Origin of the sequence: Streptomyces pimonensis, assembly GCF_041380215.1 — a bacterium.
Lineage (GTDB): Bacteria > Actinomycetota > Actinomycetes > Streptomycetales > Streptomycetaceae > Streptomyces > Streptomyces pimonensis.
This window is the reverse complement of the sequence record NZ_JAHWZY010000002.1, coordinates 239,552-256,258: the sequence shown is the minus strand read 5'-3', so window position 1 is coordinate 256,258 and position 16,707 is coordinate 239,552. Positions and strand designations below refer to the sequence as shown.

The window sequence follows — 16,707 nt, the reverse complement described above, 5'->3', positions numbered from 1 at the left end:
CGGGTGTTGGTTACAAGTCTAAGGGGCGTGGCTGAGGGGGCGGGACGCACCCGCCCCCTCAGGTGTGAGCCTCAGGGGTTCACGGTGAGCCTGATGCTCAGGAGACGCCCAGCTCCTTCGCGTTCTTCTTCAGGTCCTCGATGCCACCGCACATGAAGAACGCCTGCTCCGGGAAGTGGTCGTACTCACCGTCGCAGATCGCGTTGAACGCGGCGATCGACTCGTCCAGCGGCACGTCCGAACCGTCCACGCCGGTGAACTGCTTGGCGACGTGGGTGTTCTGGGACAGGAAGCGCTCCACGCGACGGGCACGGTGGACGACGAGCTTGTCCTCCTCGCCGAGCTCGTCGATACCGAGGATCGCGATGATGTCCTGCAGGTCCTTGTACTTCTGCAGGATGTTCTTCACACGCATGGCCGCGTTGTAGTGGTCCTGCGCGATGTAGCGCGGGTCCAGGATCCGGGACGTCGAGTCCAGCGGGTCCACGGCCGGGTAGATGCCCTTCTCCGAGATCGGACGGGAGAGGACCGTCGTCGCGTCGAGGTGGGCGAAGGTGGTGGCCGGGGCCGGGTCGGTCAGGTCGTCCGCGGGGACGTAGATCGCCTGCATCGAGGTGATCGAGTGACCACGGGTCGAGGTGATGCGCTCCTGGAGGAGACCCATCTCGTCGGCCAGGTTCGGCTGGTAACCCACCGCGGAGGGCATGCGGCCGAGCAGGGTCGACACCTCGGAGCCGGCCTGGGTGAAGCGGAAGATGTTGTCGATGAAGAACAGCACGTCCTGCTTCTGCACATCGCGGAAGTACTCCGCCATGGTCAGACCGGCGAGGGCCACGCGCAGACGGGTGCCCGGGGGCTCGTCCATCTGGCCGAAGACCAGGGCGGTCTTGTCGATGACGCCCGACTCGCTCATCTCGTCGATGAGGTCGTTGCCCTCACGGGTGCGCTCGCCGACACCGGCGAACACCGACACACCGTCGTGGTTGTTGGCGACGCGGTAGATCATCTCCTGGATGAGCACCGTCTTGCCGACGCCGGCGCCGCCGAACAGACCGATCTTTCCACCCTTGACGTACGGGGTGAGGAGGTCGATGACCTTGACGCCGGTCTCGAACATCTCGGTCTTCGACTCGAGCTCGTCGAAGTTGGGCGCCTTGCGGTGGATCGGCCAGCGCTCGCCCGTGTACTCCTCGTCGCTGTTCAGCACCTCACCGAGGGTGTTGAACACCTTGCCGGTGGTGAAGTCGCCGACCGGCACCGAGATGGCGGAGCCGGTGTCGGTCACCGGGGCCTGGCGGACCAGGCCGTCGGTGGGCTGCATGGAGATGGTGCGGACCAGGCCGTCACCCAGGTGCTGGGCGACCTCGAGGGTCAGCTTCTTGAGCTCGCCCTCCTTGGCCGGGTCGGCGACCTGGACGTGCAGCGCGTTGTAGATCTCCGGCATCGCGTCGACGGGGAACTCCACGTCGACGACCGGGCCGATGACCCGGGCGACGCGGCCCGTGGCCGTCGCGGTCTCAACAGTGGTGGTCATTAGTTGTCACTCCCCGCGTTCGCGTCGGCCAGGGCACTGGCGCCACCGACGATCTCGCTGATTTCCTGGGTGATTTCGGCCTGGCGAGCCGCGTTGGCAAGACGGGAGAGCGTGTTGATCAGCTCGCCCGCGTTGTCGGTGGCCGACTTCATCGCGCGCCGTGTGGCGGCGTGCTTCGAAGCGGCCGACTGGAGCAGCGCGTTGTAGATCCGGCTCTCGACGTACCGCGGCAGCAGGGCGTCGAGGACGTCCTCCGCCGAGGGTTCGAAGTCGTACAGCGGCAGGGGCGCGTCCTTGGCGGACCCCGCGGCGTCAGCCGCTGACGTCCCCGCCTGCGCGGCCTCTTCGAGGCGCAGCGGGAGCATCCGGGAGCCGACCGCCGTCTGCGTCATCATCGACACGAACTCGGTGTAGACGATGTGGAGCTCGTCCACGCCGCCGTCCGCCGTCTCCGTCTGGAGCGCCTCGATCAGCGGGGCCGCGACCTTCTTGGCGTCCGCGTACGAGGGCTCGTCGGTGAAGCCCGTGAACGACTCCGCGATCTTGCGCTCGCGGAAGTTGTAGTGGGCGACACCGCGCCGGCCGACGATGTACGTCTCGACCTGCTTGCCCTCGCGCTCCAGGCGCTCGGTCAGCTGCTCCGCCGCCTTGATGGCGTTGGAGTTGAAGGCGCCTGCCAGACCGCGGTCGCTGGTGATGAGCAGGACCGCGGCACGGGTCGGGTTCTCCGCCTCCGTGGTGAGCGGGTGCTTGGTGTTCGACCCGGTTCCGACCGCCGTGACCGCGCGGGTGAGTTCCCGCGCGTACGGCGTGGAGGCCGCCACCTTGCGCTGCGCCTTGACGACGCGCGAGGCGGCGATCATCTCCATCGCCTTGGTGATCTTCTTGGTCGCGGTGACGGATCGGATGCGACGCTTGTAGACCCGGAGCTGGGCTCCCATGAGTCAGGTCCCTTCCTTACGTCACTTGGCGGTGGACGGGGCGTCCTCGCCGAGCAGCTTGCCGTCGCTCGTCTCGAACTGCTTCTTGAAGGTCGCGATCGCCTCGGCCATGGCCTGCAGGGTGTCGTCGGACATCTTGCCGCCCTCGCGGATGGAGGTCATGAGGCCCTGCTCGCTGCGGTGCAGGTACTCGAGCAGCTCCCTCTCGAAGCGGCGGATGTCGGCGACCGGCACGTCGTCCATCCTGCCGGTGGTGCCGGCCCAGACGGAGACGACCTGGTCCTCGGTGGACATCGGCTGGTACTGGTCCTGCTTCAGCAGCTCGACCATGCGCTGACCGCGCTCCAGCTGCGCCTTGGAGGCGGCGTCCAGGTCGGAACCGAAGGCGGCGAACGCCTCCAGCTCGCGGAACTGGGCGAGGTCCACGCGCAGACGGCCGGAGACCTGCCTCATCGCCTTGTGCTGCGCGGAACCGCCGACTCGGGAGACGGAGATACCGACGTTCAGCGCGGGGCGCTGACCGGCGTTGAACAGGTCCGACTCCAGGAAGCACTGGCCGTCGGTGATGGAGATGACGTTGGTCGGGATGAACGCCGACACGTCGTTGGCCTTGGTCTCGACGATCGGCAGACCGGTCATCGAGCCCGCGCCCATGTCGTCGGAGAGCTTGGCGCAGCGCTCCAGCAGACGGGAGTGCAGGTAGAAGACGTCACCCGGGTAGGCCTCACGGCCCGGCGGGCGGCGCAGCAGCAGGGACACGGCGCGGTAGGCGTCGGCCTGCTTCGACAGGTCGTCGAAGATGATCAGAACGTGCTTGCCCTCGTACATCCACTGCTGGCCGATGGCCGAACCGGTGTACGGCGCCAGGTACTTGAAGCCGGCCGGGTCGGACGCCGGGGCGGCGACGATGGTCGTGTACTCCAGCGCGCCGTTCTCCTCCAGCGCGCGGCGGACCGACGCGATGGTGGAGCCCTTCTGGCCGATGGCGACGTAGATGCAGCGGACCTGCTTCTTCGGGTCGCCCGAGCGCCAGTTGTCGCGCTGGTTGATGATCGTGTCGACGGCCAGGGCGGTCTTGCCGGTCTGGCGGTCGCCGATGACCAGCTGGCGCTGACCACGGCCGATCGGGGTCATGGCGTCGACGGCCTTGTAGCCCGTCTCCATCGGCTCGTGCACCGACTTGCGCTGCATGACCGTGGGGGCCTGCAGTTCGAGGGCGCGACGGCCCTCGGTCTCGATCTCGCCGAGGCCGTCGATCGGGTTGCCGAGCGGGTCGACCACACGGCCGAGGTAGCCCTCGCCGACCGCGACGGACAGGACCTCGCCGGTGCGGGTGACCGGCTGGCCCTCCTCGATGCCGCTGAACTCACCGAGGACGATGGCACCGATCTCGCGCTCCTCGAGGTTGAGGGCGAGACCGAGGGTGCCGTCCTCGAACTTCAGCAGCTCGTTGGCCATGGCCGAGGGCAGGCCCTCGACCTTCGCGATGCCGTCGCCGGCAAGGGTGACCGTACCGACCTCCTCGCGCGAGGCCGCGTCCGGCTTGTACGACTGGACGAAGTTCTCCAGTGCGTCCCGGATCTCCTCCGGCCGGATCGTGAGCTCCGCCATCTGAGTTCCCTGCTCTCCTTGTTGGGCCCGAAGTTTCACTTGGGGGGGTATGGGGACTCCCCCCGATACGAGGTGAATCCTCTGCACGGCCCAACGCGGGCCGTCGTAAATACGTATGGAGTTGCTGCTAGCCCGCCATGCGGCGGGCGACGTCCTCGAGCCGATCCGCGAGCGAGCCGTTGATGATCTCGTCGCCGACCCGCACCCGGATCCCGCCGAGGACCTCGGGGTCCACGTCGAGGTTCAGGTGCATCTCGCGGCCGTAGAGCTTGGCCAGTGCGGCGCCGAGGCGGCGCTTCTGGATGTCGCTCAGCGGGACCGCCGAGGTGACGACGGCGACCGTGCGGTCGCGACGCTCGGCGGCGAGCTTGGACAGGGACTCGAGTCCCGTCTCCAGACTACGTCCCCGCGGCGCGTTGACCAGGCGCGTCACCAGACGCTCGGTGGTGGCCCTGGCACGGCCGCCGAGCAGCTGCCGCAGCAGCTCGCCCTTGGCCGTCCCGCTCGCGGCGCGACTGGTCAGCGCGGCCCGCAGTTCCGTGTCGGACGACACGATCCGGCCGAACCGGAACAGCTCGTCCTCGACCTCGTCAAGAGTGCCGGCCCGCTGGGCCGCCGTGAGGTCGGCCGTGGCGGCCAGCTCCTCCAGCGCGTCCACCAGGTCGCGCGACTGCGACCAGCGGGAGCGCACCGTCCCGGCCACCAGGTCGGCGGTCGGGCCGCCGACCTGGCCGCCGAAGATGCGCCCGGCCAGTTCGGCCTTGGCGTCGGCGGCCTGCGCCGGGTCGGTGAGGACCCGGCGCAAGCTGACCTCGCGGTCGAGCAGCGCGGTGACGGCGGCCAGCTCGTCGGCGAGCTGCGCCGCGTCCACGGACGTGGAGTCCGTCAGCGCGTCGAGACGCTCGCGTGCGGCTGCCAGGGCCTCGCGGCTCGCTCCGTTCATCGCGCGGCCTCGGCCTTCTCCTCGAGCTCGTCGAGGAAGCGGTCGATCACGCGGCTCTGCCGGGCGTGGTCCTCGAGGGACTCGCCGACGAGCTTGCCGGCCAGGTCGGTGGCGAGCTTGCCGACGTCCTGGCGCAGCGCGGACGCGGCGGCCTTGCGGTCCGCCTCGACCTGGGTGTGACCGGCGGCGATGATCTCCTCACGCTGCCGCTGGCCTTCCGCGCGCATCTCGGCGATGAGCGCGGCGCCCTGCTCCTGTGCCTCCTGGCGCAGGCGCGCGGCCTCGTGACGGGCCTCGGCGAGCTGAGCCTTGTACTGCTCCAGCACGCTCTGGGCCTCGGTCTGAGCCGCCTCGGCCTTCTCGATCCCGCCCTCGATCGCCTCGCGGCGCTGCTCCAGAACCTTGTTGATGTTCGGGAGGAGCTTCTTGGCGAGGAAACCGAAGACGATGACGAAGGCGAGCAGGCCGATGACGAGCTCGGGAATCGGCGGGACGAGGGGGTTCTGCGCCTCCTCGGCCGCGATATGAAGCAGTGGGCTCATATCAGAGTGCCTTTCGTCTGGTGACCCGGTCGTGGATCAGGTGATTACAGGCCGTAGACGAACGGCATGACCAGGCCGATCAGGGCGAGCGCCTCACAGAAGGCGAAGCCGAGGATCTGGTTGGCGCGGATCAGGCCGGCGGCCTCGGGCTGGCGGGCGATGGCTTCGGTGCCCTTACCGAAGATGATGCCGACGCCGATGCCGGGGCCGAAGGCGGCGATGCCGTAGCCGATGGAAGCGATCGAGCCGGTGACGGCGGCGAGGGTCTGGGACATGCCAGTTCTTCCTTTTCTTCACGGTTCCGGTGGGGGTGGGCCACCGGACGACTGGGGGCGGGGACGGGACGCTCAGTGGTGCTCGGCGAGCGCGCCCTGGATGTAGGTCACGGTCAGCAGGACGAAGACGTACGCCTGCAGGGCCTGGATGAACAGCTCGAAGGCGGTCATCACGAGGACCATCACGAACGAGACACCGGCGTAGGCGATTCCGATGCCGTTCAGCAGGTACCAGCTGGCGATGGTGAAGAGCACCAGCAGGATGTGGCCCGCGAACATGTTCGCGAAGAGTCGCACGGCGTGGGTGAAGGGCCGCACGAGCAGGTTCGAGAAGGCCTCGATCAGCATGACGACCGGCAGGGCCGCACCGAGCGACTTGTCGTAGCCGGTGAAGTTCTTCAGGGCGCCGACGAAGCCGTGCCTCCTGAAGGTCAGGGAGACCCACACCAGGTACACGATCAGTGCGAGCGCCGCCGGGTACGCGATGATCGACGTCACCGGGAACTGGGCGAGCGGGATGATCGACCAGAGGTTCATCATCCACACGAAGAAGAACAGGGCGACGACGAACGGGACGTACTTCTCGCCCTCGCGCTTGCCCATCGTCTCGTAGACGACACCCCGGCGGACGAAGTCGTAGCCCGCCTCGGCGACCATCTGGAGCTTGCCGGGGACGACCTGGGGCCGGCGGAAGGCCGCCCAGAAGAAGCCGACGATGACGATCGAGCCGAGCAGCGCCAGCAGCATGGGCTTGTTGAAGTACAGGTTGCTGTCGCCGTCGCCCCAGAGGGGCTTGTAGAGGAACGAGTGCAGCCCGGGAGACGGGAAGCCACAGCCGTCGAAGATGTGGCAGTCGGTCTCGAAGGCGAGCACCTGCGTCGGGTCAGCACTCACCGCGGGCTCCTTCGGCGTGGCGCATGGATTCGGCAACCTCGTGGTGTCGGCGCGGAACGGGGCCGCGGATCGGCACGGAACTGGTGTTACGGATGTGGGGGCGGCTGTGGGGCATCTCGCCTCGCGATGTGACAGGCGTCAGCTCGGATGCCCGCGCCCGCGATGCCGCAGTTGGCACCGGACGATAGCAGGGTCTTCCGTACGCCTTTATCCCGGCCCTACGGCTCACGACGAGCGCTCCCGGTCTTCCTGCTCTCGTCCGTCGAGGAATCGGGCTCCACGTAGAGGGTCTTGGCCGTCATGGTGGCGCGCGTCTGCGCTGCGACCCAGGTCAGGGTGCATGCGAGCAGGCTCAGCGCGAACACCTTCGGGTGGAACAGCGTCGTGTCCTTGAAGAGCGCGATGAAGACGAAGATCAGCAGGAGCTGCGTCATGTACATCATCAGCCCCATCGCCTGGAACAGATGGGGCAGCTGCTTGGCGGTCCTCTGGAGCACGTACAGCCCGACCCCCATGAGGAGGAGCACGAGCACGGCTCCGAGCACCGCTCCGATCGCGCCCTTGCCGCCTTCGACGGCAGCACCGATCGCGACTGCGACCGCACCGACGGCAGCGGTGGGCACGGCAGCCTGGATCAGGATCCGGACGTCGTTGGACGGCATGGCGGCAACTCCGCTTTTCGCAAGGGGGCACAACAAGAAAAGGGGGGTGCAAAGGGTGTCGTCATGGACGAGCGTAACCCCCGGGCGGCGTGTGGTTTTCGGGTGCCTGCGGACCGTCGCACCACGGTCCGTCGGCTCCGCCCGGCGGGACTCGTGAACGGTATCACAAACTATTTGATGCAGTCTTTACCTACCTGGTGTGCCACCCATCACGCATGAGAGTGAAATCCCGCAGCTGAGCGCGCCTGGGGGCTTCTTGTCTGGTATTGGGGCGTTTCGTCACCCCAACGACGCCCCATCGGGTCCCCACGACTTGGCAATGCTCTAGTCGGATTCTTACCTTGGCCGCGACCGGTCGACCGGGCGGGCGCGGGATCCGACGGCGGTCGCCCCGTTGACGCCGGAGGCGCCCGCGGCCACCGGGGTGCGGTCCTCGCCGGGAGCCCCGCCGGGAGCCTCCTGGGCGGTCCCGGAGGCGTCCGCGCCGGAAGCGGACGCCGAGGTCCGCCGGCGCCGGTACCGCGGCGGCACGACGGCCTCCGCCCAGCGCGGGGCGCGCGGCCTGAAGCGGGGCAGCAGGAGCAGGACCAGACCGAGCGTGGAGAGGACCACGACGCCCAGCACGATCCACATCGACGCCGAGTGCACGGAGTAGGCCAGCGCGCCGAAGCCGATCAGCGCCGACCAGAAGTACATGATCAGCACCGCCCGGCTGTGCGAGTGGCCGATCTCCAGCAGTCGGTGGTGCAGGTGCCCCCGGTCCGCCGCGAACGGCGACTGGCCCCGCCAGGTGCGCCGCACGATCGCCAGGATCAGGTCTGCGGCCGGGATCGCGATGATCGTCAGCGGCATCACCAGCGGGATGTAGACCGGCACCATCTGGTGCACCGTGCTGCGCTCGGACCCGCCGAACAGGCTGTCCGGGTCCACCTGCCCCGTGATGGAGATCGCGCCCGCCGCCAGGACCAGACCGATCAGCATCGAACCCGAATCGCCCATGAAGATCCGCGCGGGGTGCATGTTGTGCGGCAGGAAGCCCAGGCACATACCCATCAGGATGGCCGCGAACAGCGTCGCGGGGGCGGCGGCCTCGATGCCGTACGAGTACCAGATGCGGTAGGCGTACATGAAGAACGCGGCCGACGCGATGCACACCATGCCGGCGGCGAGGCCGTCGAGGCCGTCCACGAAGTTGACCGCGTTGATGGTGATGACGACCAGTGCCACCGTGAGCAGGGTGCCCTGCCACTGGGTCAGCGCGACCGTGCCGACGCCCGGGACCGGCAGCCACAGGATCGTCAGGCCCTGCATGACCATCACACCGGCGGCGATCATCTGGCCGCCGAGCTTGATCAGCGCGTCGATCTCGAACTTGTCGTCCAGCACACCGATCAGCCAGATCAGCGCAGCCCCGGAGAGCAGCGCCCGCGGTTCGTTGGACCTCTCGAAGAGCTGGCCCAGGTTGGTGAGGTGGTCGGCGGTCAGCAGACCCGCGCACAAACCGAAGAACATGGCGATACCGCCGAGTCGCGGAGTGGGTTCCCGGTGCACGTCACGTGCCCGGATCTCCGGCATCGCCCCGGCCACGATCGCGAACTTCCGCACCGGCCCTGTCAGCAGGTACGTCACCGCGGCCGTGATGCAGAGCGTCAGCAGGTATTCACGCACGGGCTTCCCCACAGGTCTCGCTGGCCATCACAGCCCCACACCCTAGCGAGGCGCACATACGGGTGAGGACTTCCGGGTGGCGACGATGGTTGCACGCGCGACCGCACGACCGCGCCGCCTCCCCCGGAACCGACCCGTTCAGCGGGGGTACGGCGGGAACGCCGCCGCCAGTTCCCGCACGTCCCTCCGGGCCCTCGCGGGCTCGGTGCCGCCCCGCAGGACGCTCGCCAGCAGCCCCGCGACGAACGTCATCTCCCTGGCCCCCATGCCCTGTGTGGTCACCGCCGCCGTGCCCAGGCGCAGCCCCCGGTCGTCGTCGTGCGGGAGCGCGCAGCAGTCCAGGACGATTCCGGCCGCCGCGAGCCGGCCGCGCGCGGTGCGTCCGTCGACGCCGAGCGGCGCCGGGTCGGCGACGATCAGGTGGGTGTCCGTGCCGCCGGTGGTGACGACCAGCCCCTCGGCGGCCAGCGCCGCGGCCAGCGTCCGCGCGTTGGCGACCACCTGGCGCGCGTACGCGGCGAACGCCGGTGTCGCCGCCTCCCCGAACGCGACGGCCTTGGCCGCGACGGCGTTCATCTGGGCGCCGCCCTGGGTGAAGGGGAAGACGGCGCGGTCGACCCGCTCGGCCAGTTCGCCGCCGCACAGGATCATCCCGCCGCGCGGCCCCCGCAGCACCTTGTGCGTCGTCGCGCACACGATGTCCGCGTACGGCACCGGACTGGGCGCCGCTCCCCCGGCGACCAGGCCGATGGGGTGGGCGGCGTCCGCGATGAGGTGGGCGCCGACCTCGTCGGCGACCTCACGGAAGAAGGCGTAGTCGAGGTGGCGCGGATAGGCGATGGAGCCGCAGACGATCGCCTTGGGGCGGTGGCTGCGGGCCAGGGCGCGGACCTGGTCGTGGTCGATGAGCCCGCTCTCCGCGTCCACGCCGTAGCCGACGAAGTCGAACCAGCGGCCGGAGAAGTTGACGGGCGAACCGTGGGTGAGATGACCGCCGTGCGGCAGGCCGAGGGCGAGCACGGTGTCGCCGGGGCGCAGCAGGACGGCGTACGCGGCGAGCACGGCGGACGAGCCGGAGTGCGCCTGCACGTTGGCGTGCTCGGCGCCGAACAGCGCCGTGGCCCGCTCCACGGCGAGGCGCTCGGCGACGTCGACGACCTCGCAGCCGCCGTGGTGCCGGCTGCCGGGGTACCCCTCGGCGTACTTGTTGGCCAGCGGTGAGCCGAGGGCGGCCAGCACGGCCGGCGACATGAAGTTCTCGGCGGCGACCAGCTGGAGCGTGCCCGACTGCCGCTCCCGTTCCGCGAGCAGCACATCGGCCAGCTCGGGATCCTGCCGCCGCACCACATCGCCCTCGAGGACGTGCCCGACCGTCATAAGGCCCAATGTAGGCCGTACACCCCGAAAACGCCCCCGTTGCCGCGCCCCTCGTCGCCGTGGGCGATCGTTCCGCAGGGCGGTGGGCGCCTCCCACGCCCTGGGGCGATGGGGAGGACGGGGGCACAGCGGCACCACGCCGGAGGCCCGGTGACCCGCCCCGGCAGCGGCGCCTAGGCCGTGTCGTCAAATGTTATAGGTGGTGGATCATGGTGTCGTGATACGTCGTCATGAACTGTCGGATGCTGAGTGGGAGTTCGTCCGGCCGCTGCTGCCCGTGTCGTTGCGGGGGCGGAAGCGGCTGGATGACCGCAGGGTTCCGAACGGGATCGTGTGGAAGTTCCGGACCGGGACGGCCTGGCGGGATGTGCCCGACCGCTACGGTTCGTGGGCCACGCTGCATACGCGTTTTCGCAGGTGGGTGGCGGACGGGACGTTCGACCGGATGCTGCGGGCCGCGCAGGCGAAGGCGGATGCGGCGGGCGACATCGAGTGGCTGGTGTCGGTCGATTCCACGATCGTCCGGGCCCACCAGCATGCGGCGGGGGCCCGAAAAGGGGGCTCCGCGACCCGGCCCTCGGCCGGTCCAGAGGTGGTCTGACCAGCAAGATTCACCTGGCGTGTGACGGTCGGGGCCGGCCTCTCGCTTTCGTCGTCACGGGCGGCAACACCAACGACTGCACCCGGTTCACCACCGTGATGGAAAGGGTCCGGGTGCCCCGGATCGGACCGGGACGGCCCCGCACCCGGCCCGATCACGTCCTGGGCGACAAGGGCTACAGCTCAAGGGCAATCCGCGCCTGGCTCCGCCGCCGGGGCATCCCACACACGATTCCCGAGCGGGCTGACCAGGTCAGCAACCGGGCCCGGCGAGGTCGCCACGGTGGCCGCCTGCCGACCTTCGACCGTGAGGCCTACAAGCACCGCAACGTCGTGGAACGGTGCTTCAACCGCCTAAAGCAGTGGCGCGGCATCGCCACCCGCTACGACAAGACCGCCCAGTCCTACGAAGCGGCCGTCACCCTCGCCTCACTCCTGACGTGGGCCTGATATTGCATGACAAGCCTAGTGGCCGTCGCTGACAGCCGTGCCCCTACCCGGCGGGCCCACTCAGCCGGACACCGCGTCCAGGAGGCCATAGAGGATCTGATAGGTGACGAAGGACGCGGGGATCGCCGCAGCGAGGCTCAGACCGCGTTCCTTCCAGGTCCGCCCCAACAGCAGCGGAAGACCGCAGGCGAGAGCACCGCAGACCACCGCCTGCGGTAGGTACCCCAGGCCGAGCCAGTAGTGGAGGCCTTCGCTGCCGAAAAGGCCGCCGAGTGCGCCGAGCGCCATGTAGCGCAGCCAGGGCCGAGTACCGCGTCTCGACCACGCGCCCGCGACGCCGAACAGCGGTCCCGCGACGCACGCCATCGCGAGCCAGAGCAGTGGAAATGTGAGCGAGCCCATTCCGTCCCGCCCGAACTCGGCGTACCCGTAGTAGCCGACGACGAGGCCGATCTCCGCCAGGGCTCCGGCTGCCGCCGGAAGGCGATGGCCGTCGGTGCGGTGTGCGAGGGAGGCGCCCGCGGCAAACGCGAACATCGTCCACACCGCACCGGAGTTCGCCAGGTTGTTCCACGCCCCGGGCAGCCAGCCCTGCGCCAGGTTCGTCAGGATGCCCCCGACAAGCCCTGCGCCGAGGCATAGAACAGCCGCGCCCGGGGCGCTCTTCAAGCGCAGGCGGGGTGAAACGGTCGAATCGGTAGCAGCCATGCCCCGACTATACACAGGGTATATACACCTGGTTTATAGACGCGGTTTACAGCTGGACGGCGGTTTACAGCTGGACGTAGGTCATCGCTCGGGCGATTGACACCACTCACCGAGATCCGGTCAGGCGGGGGCGCAACCAGCCAGCTGGCGACGAGGCCGAGGATTTCAGGGACGACGGGCTTGCACAGCAGGCGACGATAGGCGAGGAGCGAGGCATTGGCGGAGGTGCGGCCCAGAAGGAGAGTGAGACCGCGGGCCGGTGGATCTCGACTCCGCCCCCGGCAAGGCCCTCTCGCTTTCGTCGTCACGGGCGGCAACTCCAACGACTGCACCCGGTTCACCACCGTGATGGAAAGGGTCCGGGTGCCCCGGACCGGACCGGGACGGCCCCTCACCCGGCCTGATCACATCCTGAGCGGCAAGGGCTACCACTCAAAGGCGATCCGCGCCTGGCTCCGCCGTCGGGCATACCGCACACAATCCCCGAGCGTTCCGACGAAGCGGCCGTCACCCTCGCCTCACTCCTGATGCGGGCGTGACATTTGACGACAGGCCCTAGGCCCGGGCAGGCACCCCGGTCAACGCCGTCACCACCGGATCCAGCGCCTCGAATATCTCGTCCCCGATGGACCGGAAGAACGTCAGCGGCGCCCCGTACGGGTCGTACACCTCGTCCGCCTCGGCCGTCGGTGCCAGAAGCCACCCGCGGAGAGCCGCGGCAGCCCGCACCAACGCCCGGGCGCGCATGACCAGCCCTTCGTCCAGGGGCGGCAGGGTCGCCGGGTCGATGGCGTCGACCAGCCGTGTGAACTCCTTGAGCGTGAACGTCCGCAGCCCCGCCGAGTGCCCCATCGAAATGACCTGCGCCCGGTGGTCCCGCGTGGCCGTCAGCACCAGATCCGCCCGGATCACGTGCTCGTCCAGCAGCTCGCGCCCCACGAACCCCGACGCGTCCGCCCCGAAGTCCGCCAGCACGGTCTCCGCGTGGGCCTCCATGGGCGCGCCCTCGTGCCCCCAGGTGCCCGCGCTCTCCACGATCAGCCCGCCCCCCAGGATCCCCAGCCGCTGGCTCACGAAATGCCGGGTCAGCCGTTCGGTGATGGGCGAGCGGCACACGTTTCCGGTACTGACGTGGAGGATGCGGAAGGTGTCGCGCGGAAACCCGAAGGTCGTCGTGATCTCCGCGCTGGATTCCCCGTTGCCTATGCCACGCCCCGACTCGGGGGCCGTCAATTCGCCACCTCGAGGTCGGGTACCACCTTGCGCAGTTCCTCCGGCGAGAGCGCCCCCTCGCGCAGCAGCACCGGCACGGGGCGGGTGACGTCGACGATCGAGGAGGGCACGTTGCCGGGCGTCGGACCGCCGTCCAGGTACACGGAGACGGAGTCGCCGAGCATCTCCTGCGCGGCGTCGCAGTTCTCCGGCGCCGGGTGACCGGTGAGATTGGCGGACGAGACGGCCATGGGCCCGACCTCGGTGAGCAGCTCGATGGCGACCGGGTGCAGCGGCATCCGCACGGCGACCGTGCCGCGGGTGTCCCCGAGGTCCCACTGGAGCGACGGCTGGTGCTTGGCGACCAGCGTCAGCGCGCCCGGCCAGAACGCGTCGACCAGTTCCCAGGCCATCTCGGAGAAGTCCGTGACCAGGCCGTGCAGGGTGTTCGGGGAGCCGATGAGGACGGGTGTGGGCATGTTGCGGCCCCGGCCCTTGGCCTCCAGCAGGTCGGCGACGGCCTCCGAGGTGAACGCGTCGGCGCCGATCCCGTACACGGTGTCCGTCGGCAGCACCACGAGCTCGCCCCGGCGGACGGCGGACGCGGCCTCGCGCAGACCGGTCGTGCGGTCGGTCGCGTCGTTGGTGTCGTATCGCCGAGCCATTTAGCGGGCCTCCTCGTACGGGTGCTGCTGGGGGGATGGGGTGTGCGGGACGGTCACGGCAGCGCCTTGCGGGCGGTGGCGAACCGGGGGCGGTTGTTCAGGTCGGGGTGGTCGGCCGCGTCGGTCCAGCCGCGGTCCTCGGCGAAGATCCACGGCACCTGTCCGCCCTGGGTGTCGGCGTGCTCGACGACGACCACCCCGCCGGGCCGCAGCAGCCGGTGCGCGGTGCGCTCCAGGCCGCGGATCAGGTCGAGCCCGTCCTCTCCGGAGAACAGGGCCAGGTCGGGATCGTAGTCGCGGGCCTCCGGCGCGACGTACTCCCACTCGGTGAGCGGGATGTACGGCGGATTGGAGACGACCAGGTCGACCTGGCCGTCGAGGTCCGGGAAGGCCGTCAGGGCGTCCCCCTGGCGCAGCTCGACCCTTGACCCCTCCGTGTTCCTGCGGGTCCACCGGAGGGCGTCCTCGGACAGCTCCACGGCGTACACGCGCGAGCGCGGCACCTCCTGGGCCAGGGCCAGCGCGATGGCGCCCGAACCGGTGCACAGGTCGACGATGCACGGCTCGACGACGTCCATGGCGCGGACGGCGTCTATCGCCCAGCCGACCACCGACTCGGTCTCGGGGCGCGGCACGAACACCCCCGGCCCGACCTGGAGCTCCAGATAGCGGAAGTACGCGCGCCCGGTGATGTGCTGGAGCGGCTCGCGCGCCTCGCGGCGCGCGATGACCTCCCAGTACCGGGCGTCGAAGTCGGAGTCCTTCACCCTGTGCAGCTCACCGCGCTTGACCCCGTGCACGAACGCGGCGAGCTCCTCCGCGTCGGTGCGCGGCGAGGGCACGCCGGCGTCGGCGAGCCGCTGGGTGGCCTGGGCCACCTCGGCGAGCAGCAGGTTCACGACGGTCCTCCGGGCTGTCTACGGGATTTACGCGGCGGCGAGCTTGGCGGCCGAGTCCGCGTCGACGCAGGCCTGGATCACCGCGGCGAGGTCGCCGTCCAGGACCTGGTCCAGGTTGTACGCCTTGAAGCCGACGCGGTGGTCCGAGATGCGGTTCTCCGGGAAGTTGTACGTACGGATCTTCTCGGAGCGGTCGACGGTGCGGACCTGGCTGCGGCGGGCGTCGGCGGCCTCCCGCTCCGCCTCCTCCTGCGCCGCCGCGAGGAGCCTGGAGCGCAGGATACGCAGTGCCTGCTCCTTGTTCTGCAGCTGGCTCTTCTCGTTCTGGCAGGAGGCGACGACCCCGGTCGGGATGTGCGTGATGCGCACCGCGGAGTCGGTGGTGTTGACGGACTGGCCGCCGGGTCCCGAGGAGCGGTAGACGTCGATGCGCAGGTCGTTCGGGTTGATCTCGACGTCGACCTCCTCCGCCTCGGGGGTCACCAGGACACCCGCCGCGGAGGTGTGGATGCGGCCCTGCGACTCGGTGGCCGGCACCCGCTGCACGCGGTGCACGCCGCCCTCGTACTTCAGCCGGGCCCACACGCCCTGGCCGGGCTCGGTCTGCCCGCGGGCCTTCACGGCCACCTGGACGTCCTTGTAGCCGCCCAGCTCGGACTCGGTGGCGTCGATGATCTCGGTCTTCCAGCCGACGCGCTCGGCGTAGCGCAGGTACATGCGCAGCAGGTCGCCGGCGAACAGGGCGGACTCGTCGCCGCCCGCGCCCGCCTTGATCTCGAGGATGACGTCCTTGTCGTCGCTGGGGTCGCGCGGGACCAGCAGCAGCCGGAGCTTCTCGGTGAGCTCCTCGCGCTGTCGCTCCAGGTCCTTGACCTCGGCGGCGAAGTCGGGGTCGTCGGCGGCCAGTTCGCGCGCGGTCTCGACGTCGTCGCCCGTCTGCTTCCAGGAGCGGTACGTGGCGACGATCGGGGTGAGCTCGGCGTAGCGCTTGTTCAGCTTGCGCGCGTTGGCCTGGTCGGCGTGGACCGACGGGTCGGCGAGCTTCTTCTCCAGGTCGGCGTGCTCGGCGACGAGTTCCTCGACGGCCTCGAACATCTTGGGCTCCTGCTGGTACGTGGGTGAAGGGCGGGCGACCAAAAACGCCGGTCCCGGCCCGTCCCCGGGCGGGGGACGCGGCCGTGGACCGGCGCTAGGGCCTGCCCGGCGGATCAGGTCGGAGGTGATCCGCCGTACCTCTCCGTGCCGGTGGGCGGGCCTGGTGCGTGCAGCTGCGAGGCGGAGGAGGGAGTCGACGCGATGGAATCCCTCCTGCGTGAGCACAGCCGAGCGTGGGGGAGCCGGCGACTGACGACAACGCCGCAGAGGTGCGTGCCAGGCCCCGCGTCCCCGACAGGATCCGCCGGACAGGCCCTAGAGGGCTCGCTACTTCTTGGAGCCGGCGGCCTTGCCGAAGCGGGCCTCGAAGCGGGCCACACGGCCACCGGTGTCGAGGATCTTCTGCTTGCCCGTGTAGAACGGGTGGCACTCGGAGCAGACCTCGGCGCGGATGGTGCCGCTGTCGATCGTGCTGCGGGTGGTGAACGACGCGCCGCAGGTGCAGCTGACCTGCGTCTCGACGTACTCGGGGTGGATGTCGCGCTTCAAGGTGTCTCCTAGGTTCGGGAGGGCGCCGGGTCGCATCCGCGGGCTGCGGGAGCGTGAACCGGGGCCGACTCACCAGTTTGCC

General features: G+C 69.6%; 17 protein-coding genes and 1 pseudogene. 2 read left to right on the top strand and 16 right to left on the bottom strand.

Annotated elements, in window-relative coordinates:
• Nucleotides 1–97: 97 nt before the first annotated feature.
• The 10 genes from atpD to glyA all read right to left on the bottom strand — a co-directional run bounded on the left by atpD (nucleotide 98) and on the right by glyA (nucleotide 10,447).
• Nucleotides 98–1,534 (bottom strand): F0F1 ATP synthase subunit beta, encoded by a 1,437-nt coding sequence (gene atpD / locus KYY02_RS03740; protein ID WP_371235940.1) that lies wholly within the window; start codon nucleotides 1,532–1,534, stop codon nucleotides 98–100.
• Nucleotides 1,534–2,475 carry a F0F1 ATP synthase subunit gamma gene (locus KYY02_RS03735; RefSeq protein ID WP_371235939.1) on the bottom strand — a complete coding sequence of 314 codons (942 nt, stop codon included), beginning with the start codon at nucleotides 2,473–2,475 and terminating at the stop codon, nucleotides 1,534–1,536. The genes atpD and KYY02_RS03735 overlap by 1 nt, the downstream gene beginning before the upstream one ends.
• A gap of 21 nt (nucleotides 2,476–2,496) precedes the next feature.
• The gene (gene atpA / locus KYY02_RS03730) at nucleotides 2,497–4,086 is read right to left on the bottom strand and encodes a F0F1 ATP synthase subunit alpha (protein ID WP_371235938.1); all 1,590 of its coding nucleotides are present in this window, start codon (nucleotides 4,084–4,086) and stop codon (nucleotides 2,497–2,499) included.
• Nucleotides 4,087–4,213: 127 nt separating this feature from the next.
• On the bottom strand, nucleotides 4,214–5,029 hold the full coding sequence (locus KYY02_RS03725; RefSeq protein ID WP_371235937.1) for a F0F1 ATP synthase subunit delta: 816 nt from the start codon (nucleotides 5,027–5,029) through the stop codon (nucleotides 4,214–4,216).
• Nucleotides 5,026–5,571 carry a F0F1 ATP synthase subunit B gene (locus tag KYY02_RS03720; protein WP_371235936.1) on the bottom strand — a complete coding sequence of 182 codons (546 nt, stop codon included), beginning with the start codon at nucleotides 5,569–5,571 and terminating at the stop codon, nucleotides 5,026–5,028. The genes KYY02_RS03725 and KYY02_RS03720 overlap by 4 nt, the downstream gene beginning before the upstream one ends.
• Before the next feature lie 44 nt (nucleotides 5,572–5,615).
• A complete protein-coding gene (gene atpE, locus KYY02_RS03715) occupies nucleotides 5,616–5,846 on the bottom strand; it encodes an ATP synthase F0 subunit C (RefSeq protein ID WP_106412420.1) in 231 nt (76 codons plus the stop codon).
• Between the two features lie 72 nt (nucleotides 5,847–5,918).
• Nucleotides 5,919–6,740 carry a F0F1 ATP synthase subunit A gene (gene atpB, locus KYY02_RS03710; protein ID WP_371235935.1) on the bottom strand — a complete coding sequence of 274 codons (822 nt, stop codon included), beginning with the start codon at nucleotides 6,738–6,740 and terminating at the stop codon, nucleotides 5,919–5,921.
• A gap of 218 nt (nucleotides 6,741–6,958) precedes the next feature.
• Entirely contained in the window at nucleotides 6,959–7,402 is a 444-nt protein-coding gene (locus tag KYY02_RS03705) for a Cg1360 family ATP-synthase-associated protein (protein WP_371235934.1), read from the bottom strand.
• A gap of 336 nt (nucleotides 7,403–7,738) precedes the next feature.
• Nucleotides 7,739–9,070, bottom strand: a complete 1,332-nt coding sequence (locus KYY02_RS03700; protein WP_371235932.1) for an MraY family glycosyltransferase — start codon at nucleotides 9,068–9,070, stop codon at nucleotides 7,739–7,741.
• Nucleotides 9,071–9,208: 138 nt separating this feature from the next.
• The gene (glyA, locus tag KYY02_RS03695) at nucleotides 9,209–10,447 is read right to left on the bottom strand and encodes a serine hydroxymethyltransferase (protein WP_371235931.1); all 1,239 of its coding nucleotides are present in this window, start codon (nucleotides 10,445–10,447) and stop codon (nucleotides 9,209–9,211) included.
• Nucleotides 10,448–10,667: 220 nt separating this feature from the next.
• Here glyA and KYY02_RS03690 point away from each other — a divergent pair.
• Nucleotides 10,668–11,497, top strand: a pseudogene (locus KYY02_RS03690) (IS5 family transposase).
• A gap of 60 nt (nucleotides 11,498–11,557) precedes the next feature.
• On the opposite strand, the gene KYY02_RS03685 reads toward KYY02_RS03690, so the two are convergent.
• Nucleotides 11,558–12,205: a DUF6518 family protein gene (locus KYY02_RS03685; protein ID WP_371235930.1), complete on the bottom strand. Its 648-nt coding sequence runs from the start codon at nucleotides 12,203–12,205 to the stop codon at nucleotides 11,558–11,560.
• Nucleotides 12,206–12,430: 225 nt separating this feature from the next.
• Here KYY02_RS03685 and KYY02_RS03680 point away from each other — a divergent pair, with 225 nt between their 5' ends.
• The gene (locus KYY02_RS03680) at nucleotides 12,431–12,733 is read left to right on the top strand and encodes a transposase (protein WP_371236014.1); all 303 of its coding nucleotides are present in this window, start codon (nucleotides 12,431–12,433) and stop codon (nucleotides 12,731–12,733) included.
• A 27-nt stretch (nucleotides 12,734–12,760) separates the two neighbouring features.
• Here KYY02_RS03680 and KYY02_RS03675 read toward each other — a convergent pair whose 3' ends face one another.
• The 5 genes from KYY02_RS03675 to rpmE all read right to left on the bottom strand — a co-directional run bounded on the left by KYY02_RS03675 (nucleotide 12,761) and on the right by rpmE (nucleotide 16,625).
• Entirely contained in the window at nucleotides 12,761–13,438 is a 678-nt protein-coding gene (locus tag KYY02_RS03675; protein ID WP_371235929.1) for an arsenate reductase/protein-tyrosine-phosphatase family protein, read from the bottom strand.
• On the bottom strand, nucleotides 13,435–14,082 hold the full coding sequence (locus tag KYY02_RS03670; RefSeq protein ID WP_371235928.1) for an L-threonylcarbamoyladenylate synthase: 648 nt from the start codon (nucleotides 14,080–14,082) through the stop codon (nucleotides 13,435–13,437). Before KYY02_RS03670 ends, KYY02_RS03675 begins: the two co-directional genes overlap by 4 nt.
• A 53-nt stretch (nucleotides 14,083–14,135) precedes the next feature.
• Nucleotides 14,136–14,981, bottom strand: coding sequence for a peptide chain release factor N(5)-glutamine methyltransferase (prmC, locus tag KYY02_RS03665; protein WP_371235926.1), 846 nt, complete (start codon nucleotides 14,979–14,981; stop codon nucleotides 14,136–14,138).
• Nucleotides 14,982–15,008: 27 nt separating this feature from the next.
• Nucleotides 15,009–16,076, bottom strand: coding sequence for a peptide chain release factor 1 (gene prfA / locus KYY02_RS03660; RefSeq protein ID WP_371235925.1), 1,068 nt, complete (start codon nucleotides 16,074–16,076; stop codon nucleotides 15,009–15,011).
• Nucleotides 16,077–16,403: 327 nt separating this feature from the next.
• Nucleotides 16,404–16,625, bottom strand: a complete 222-nt coding sequence (rpmE, locus tag KYY02_RS03655) for a 50S ribosomal protein L31 (protein ID WP_030042685.1) — start codon at nucleotides 16,623–16,625, stop codon at nucleotides 16,404–16,406.
• Nucleotides 16,626–16,707 lie beyond the last annotated feature (82 nt).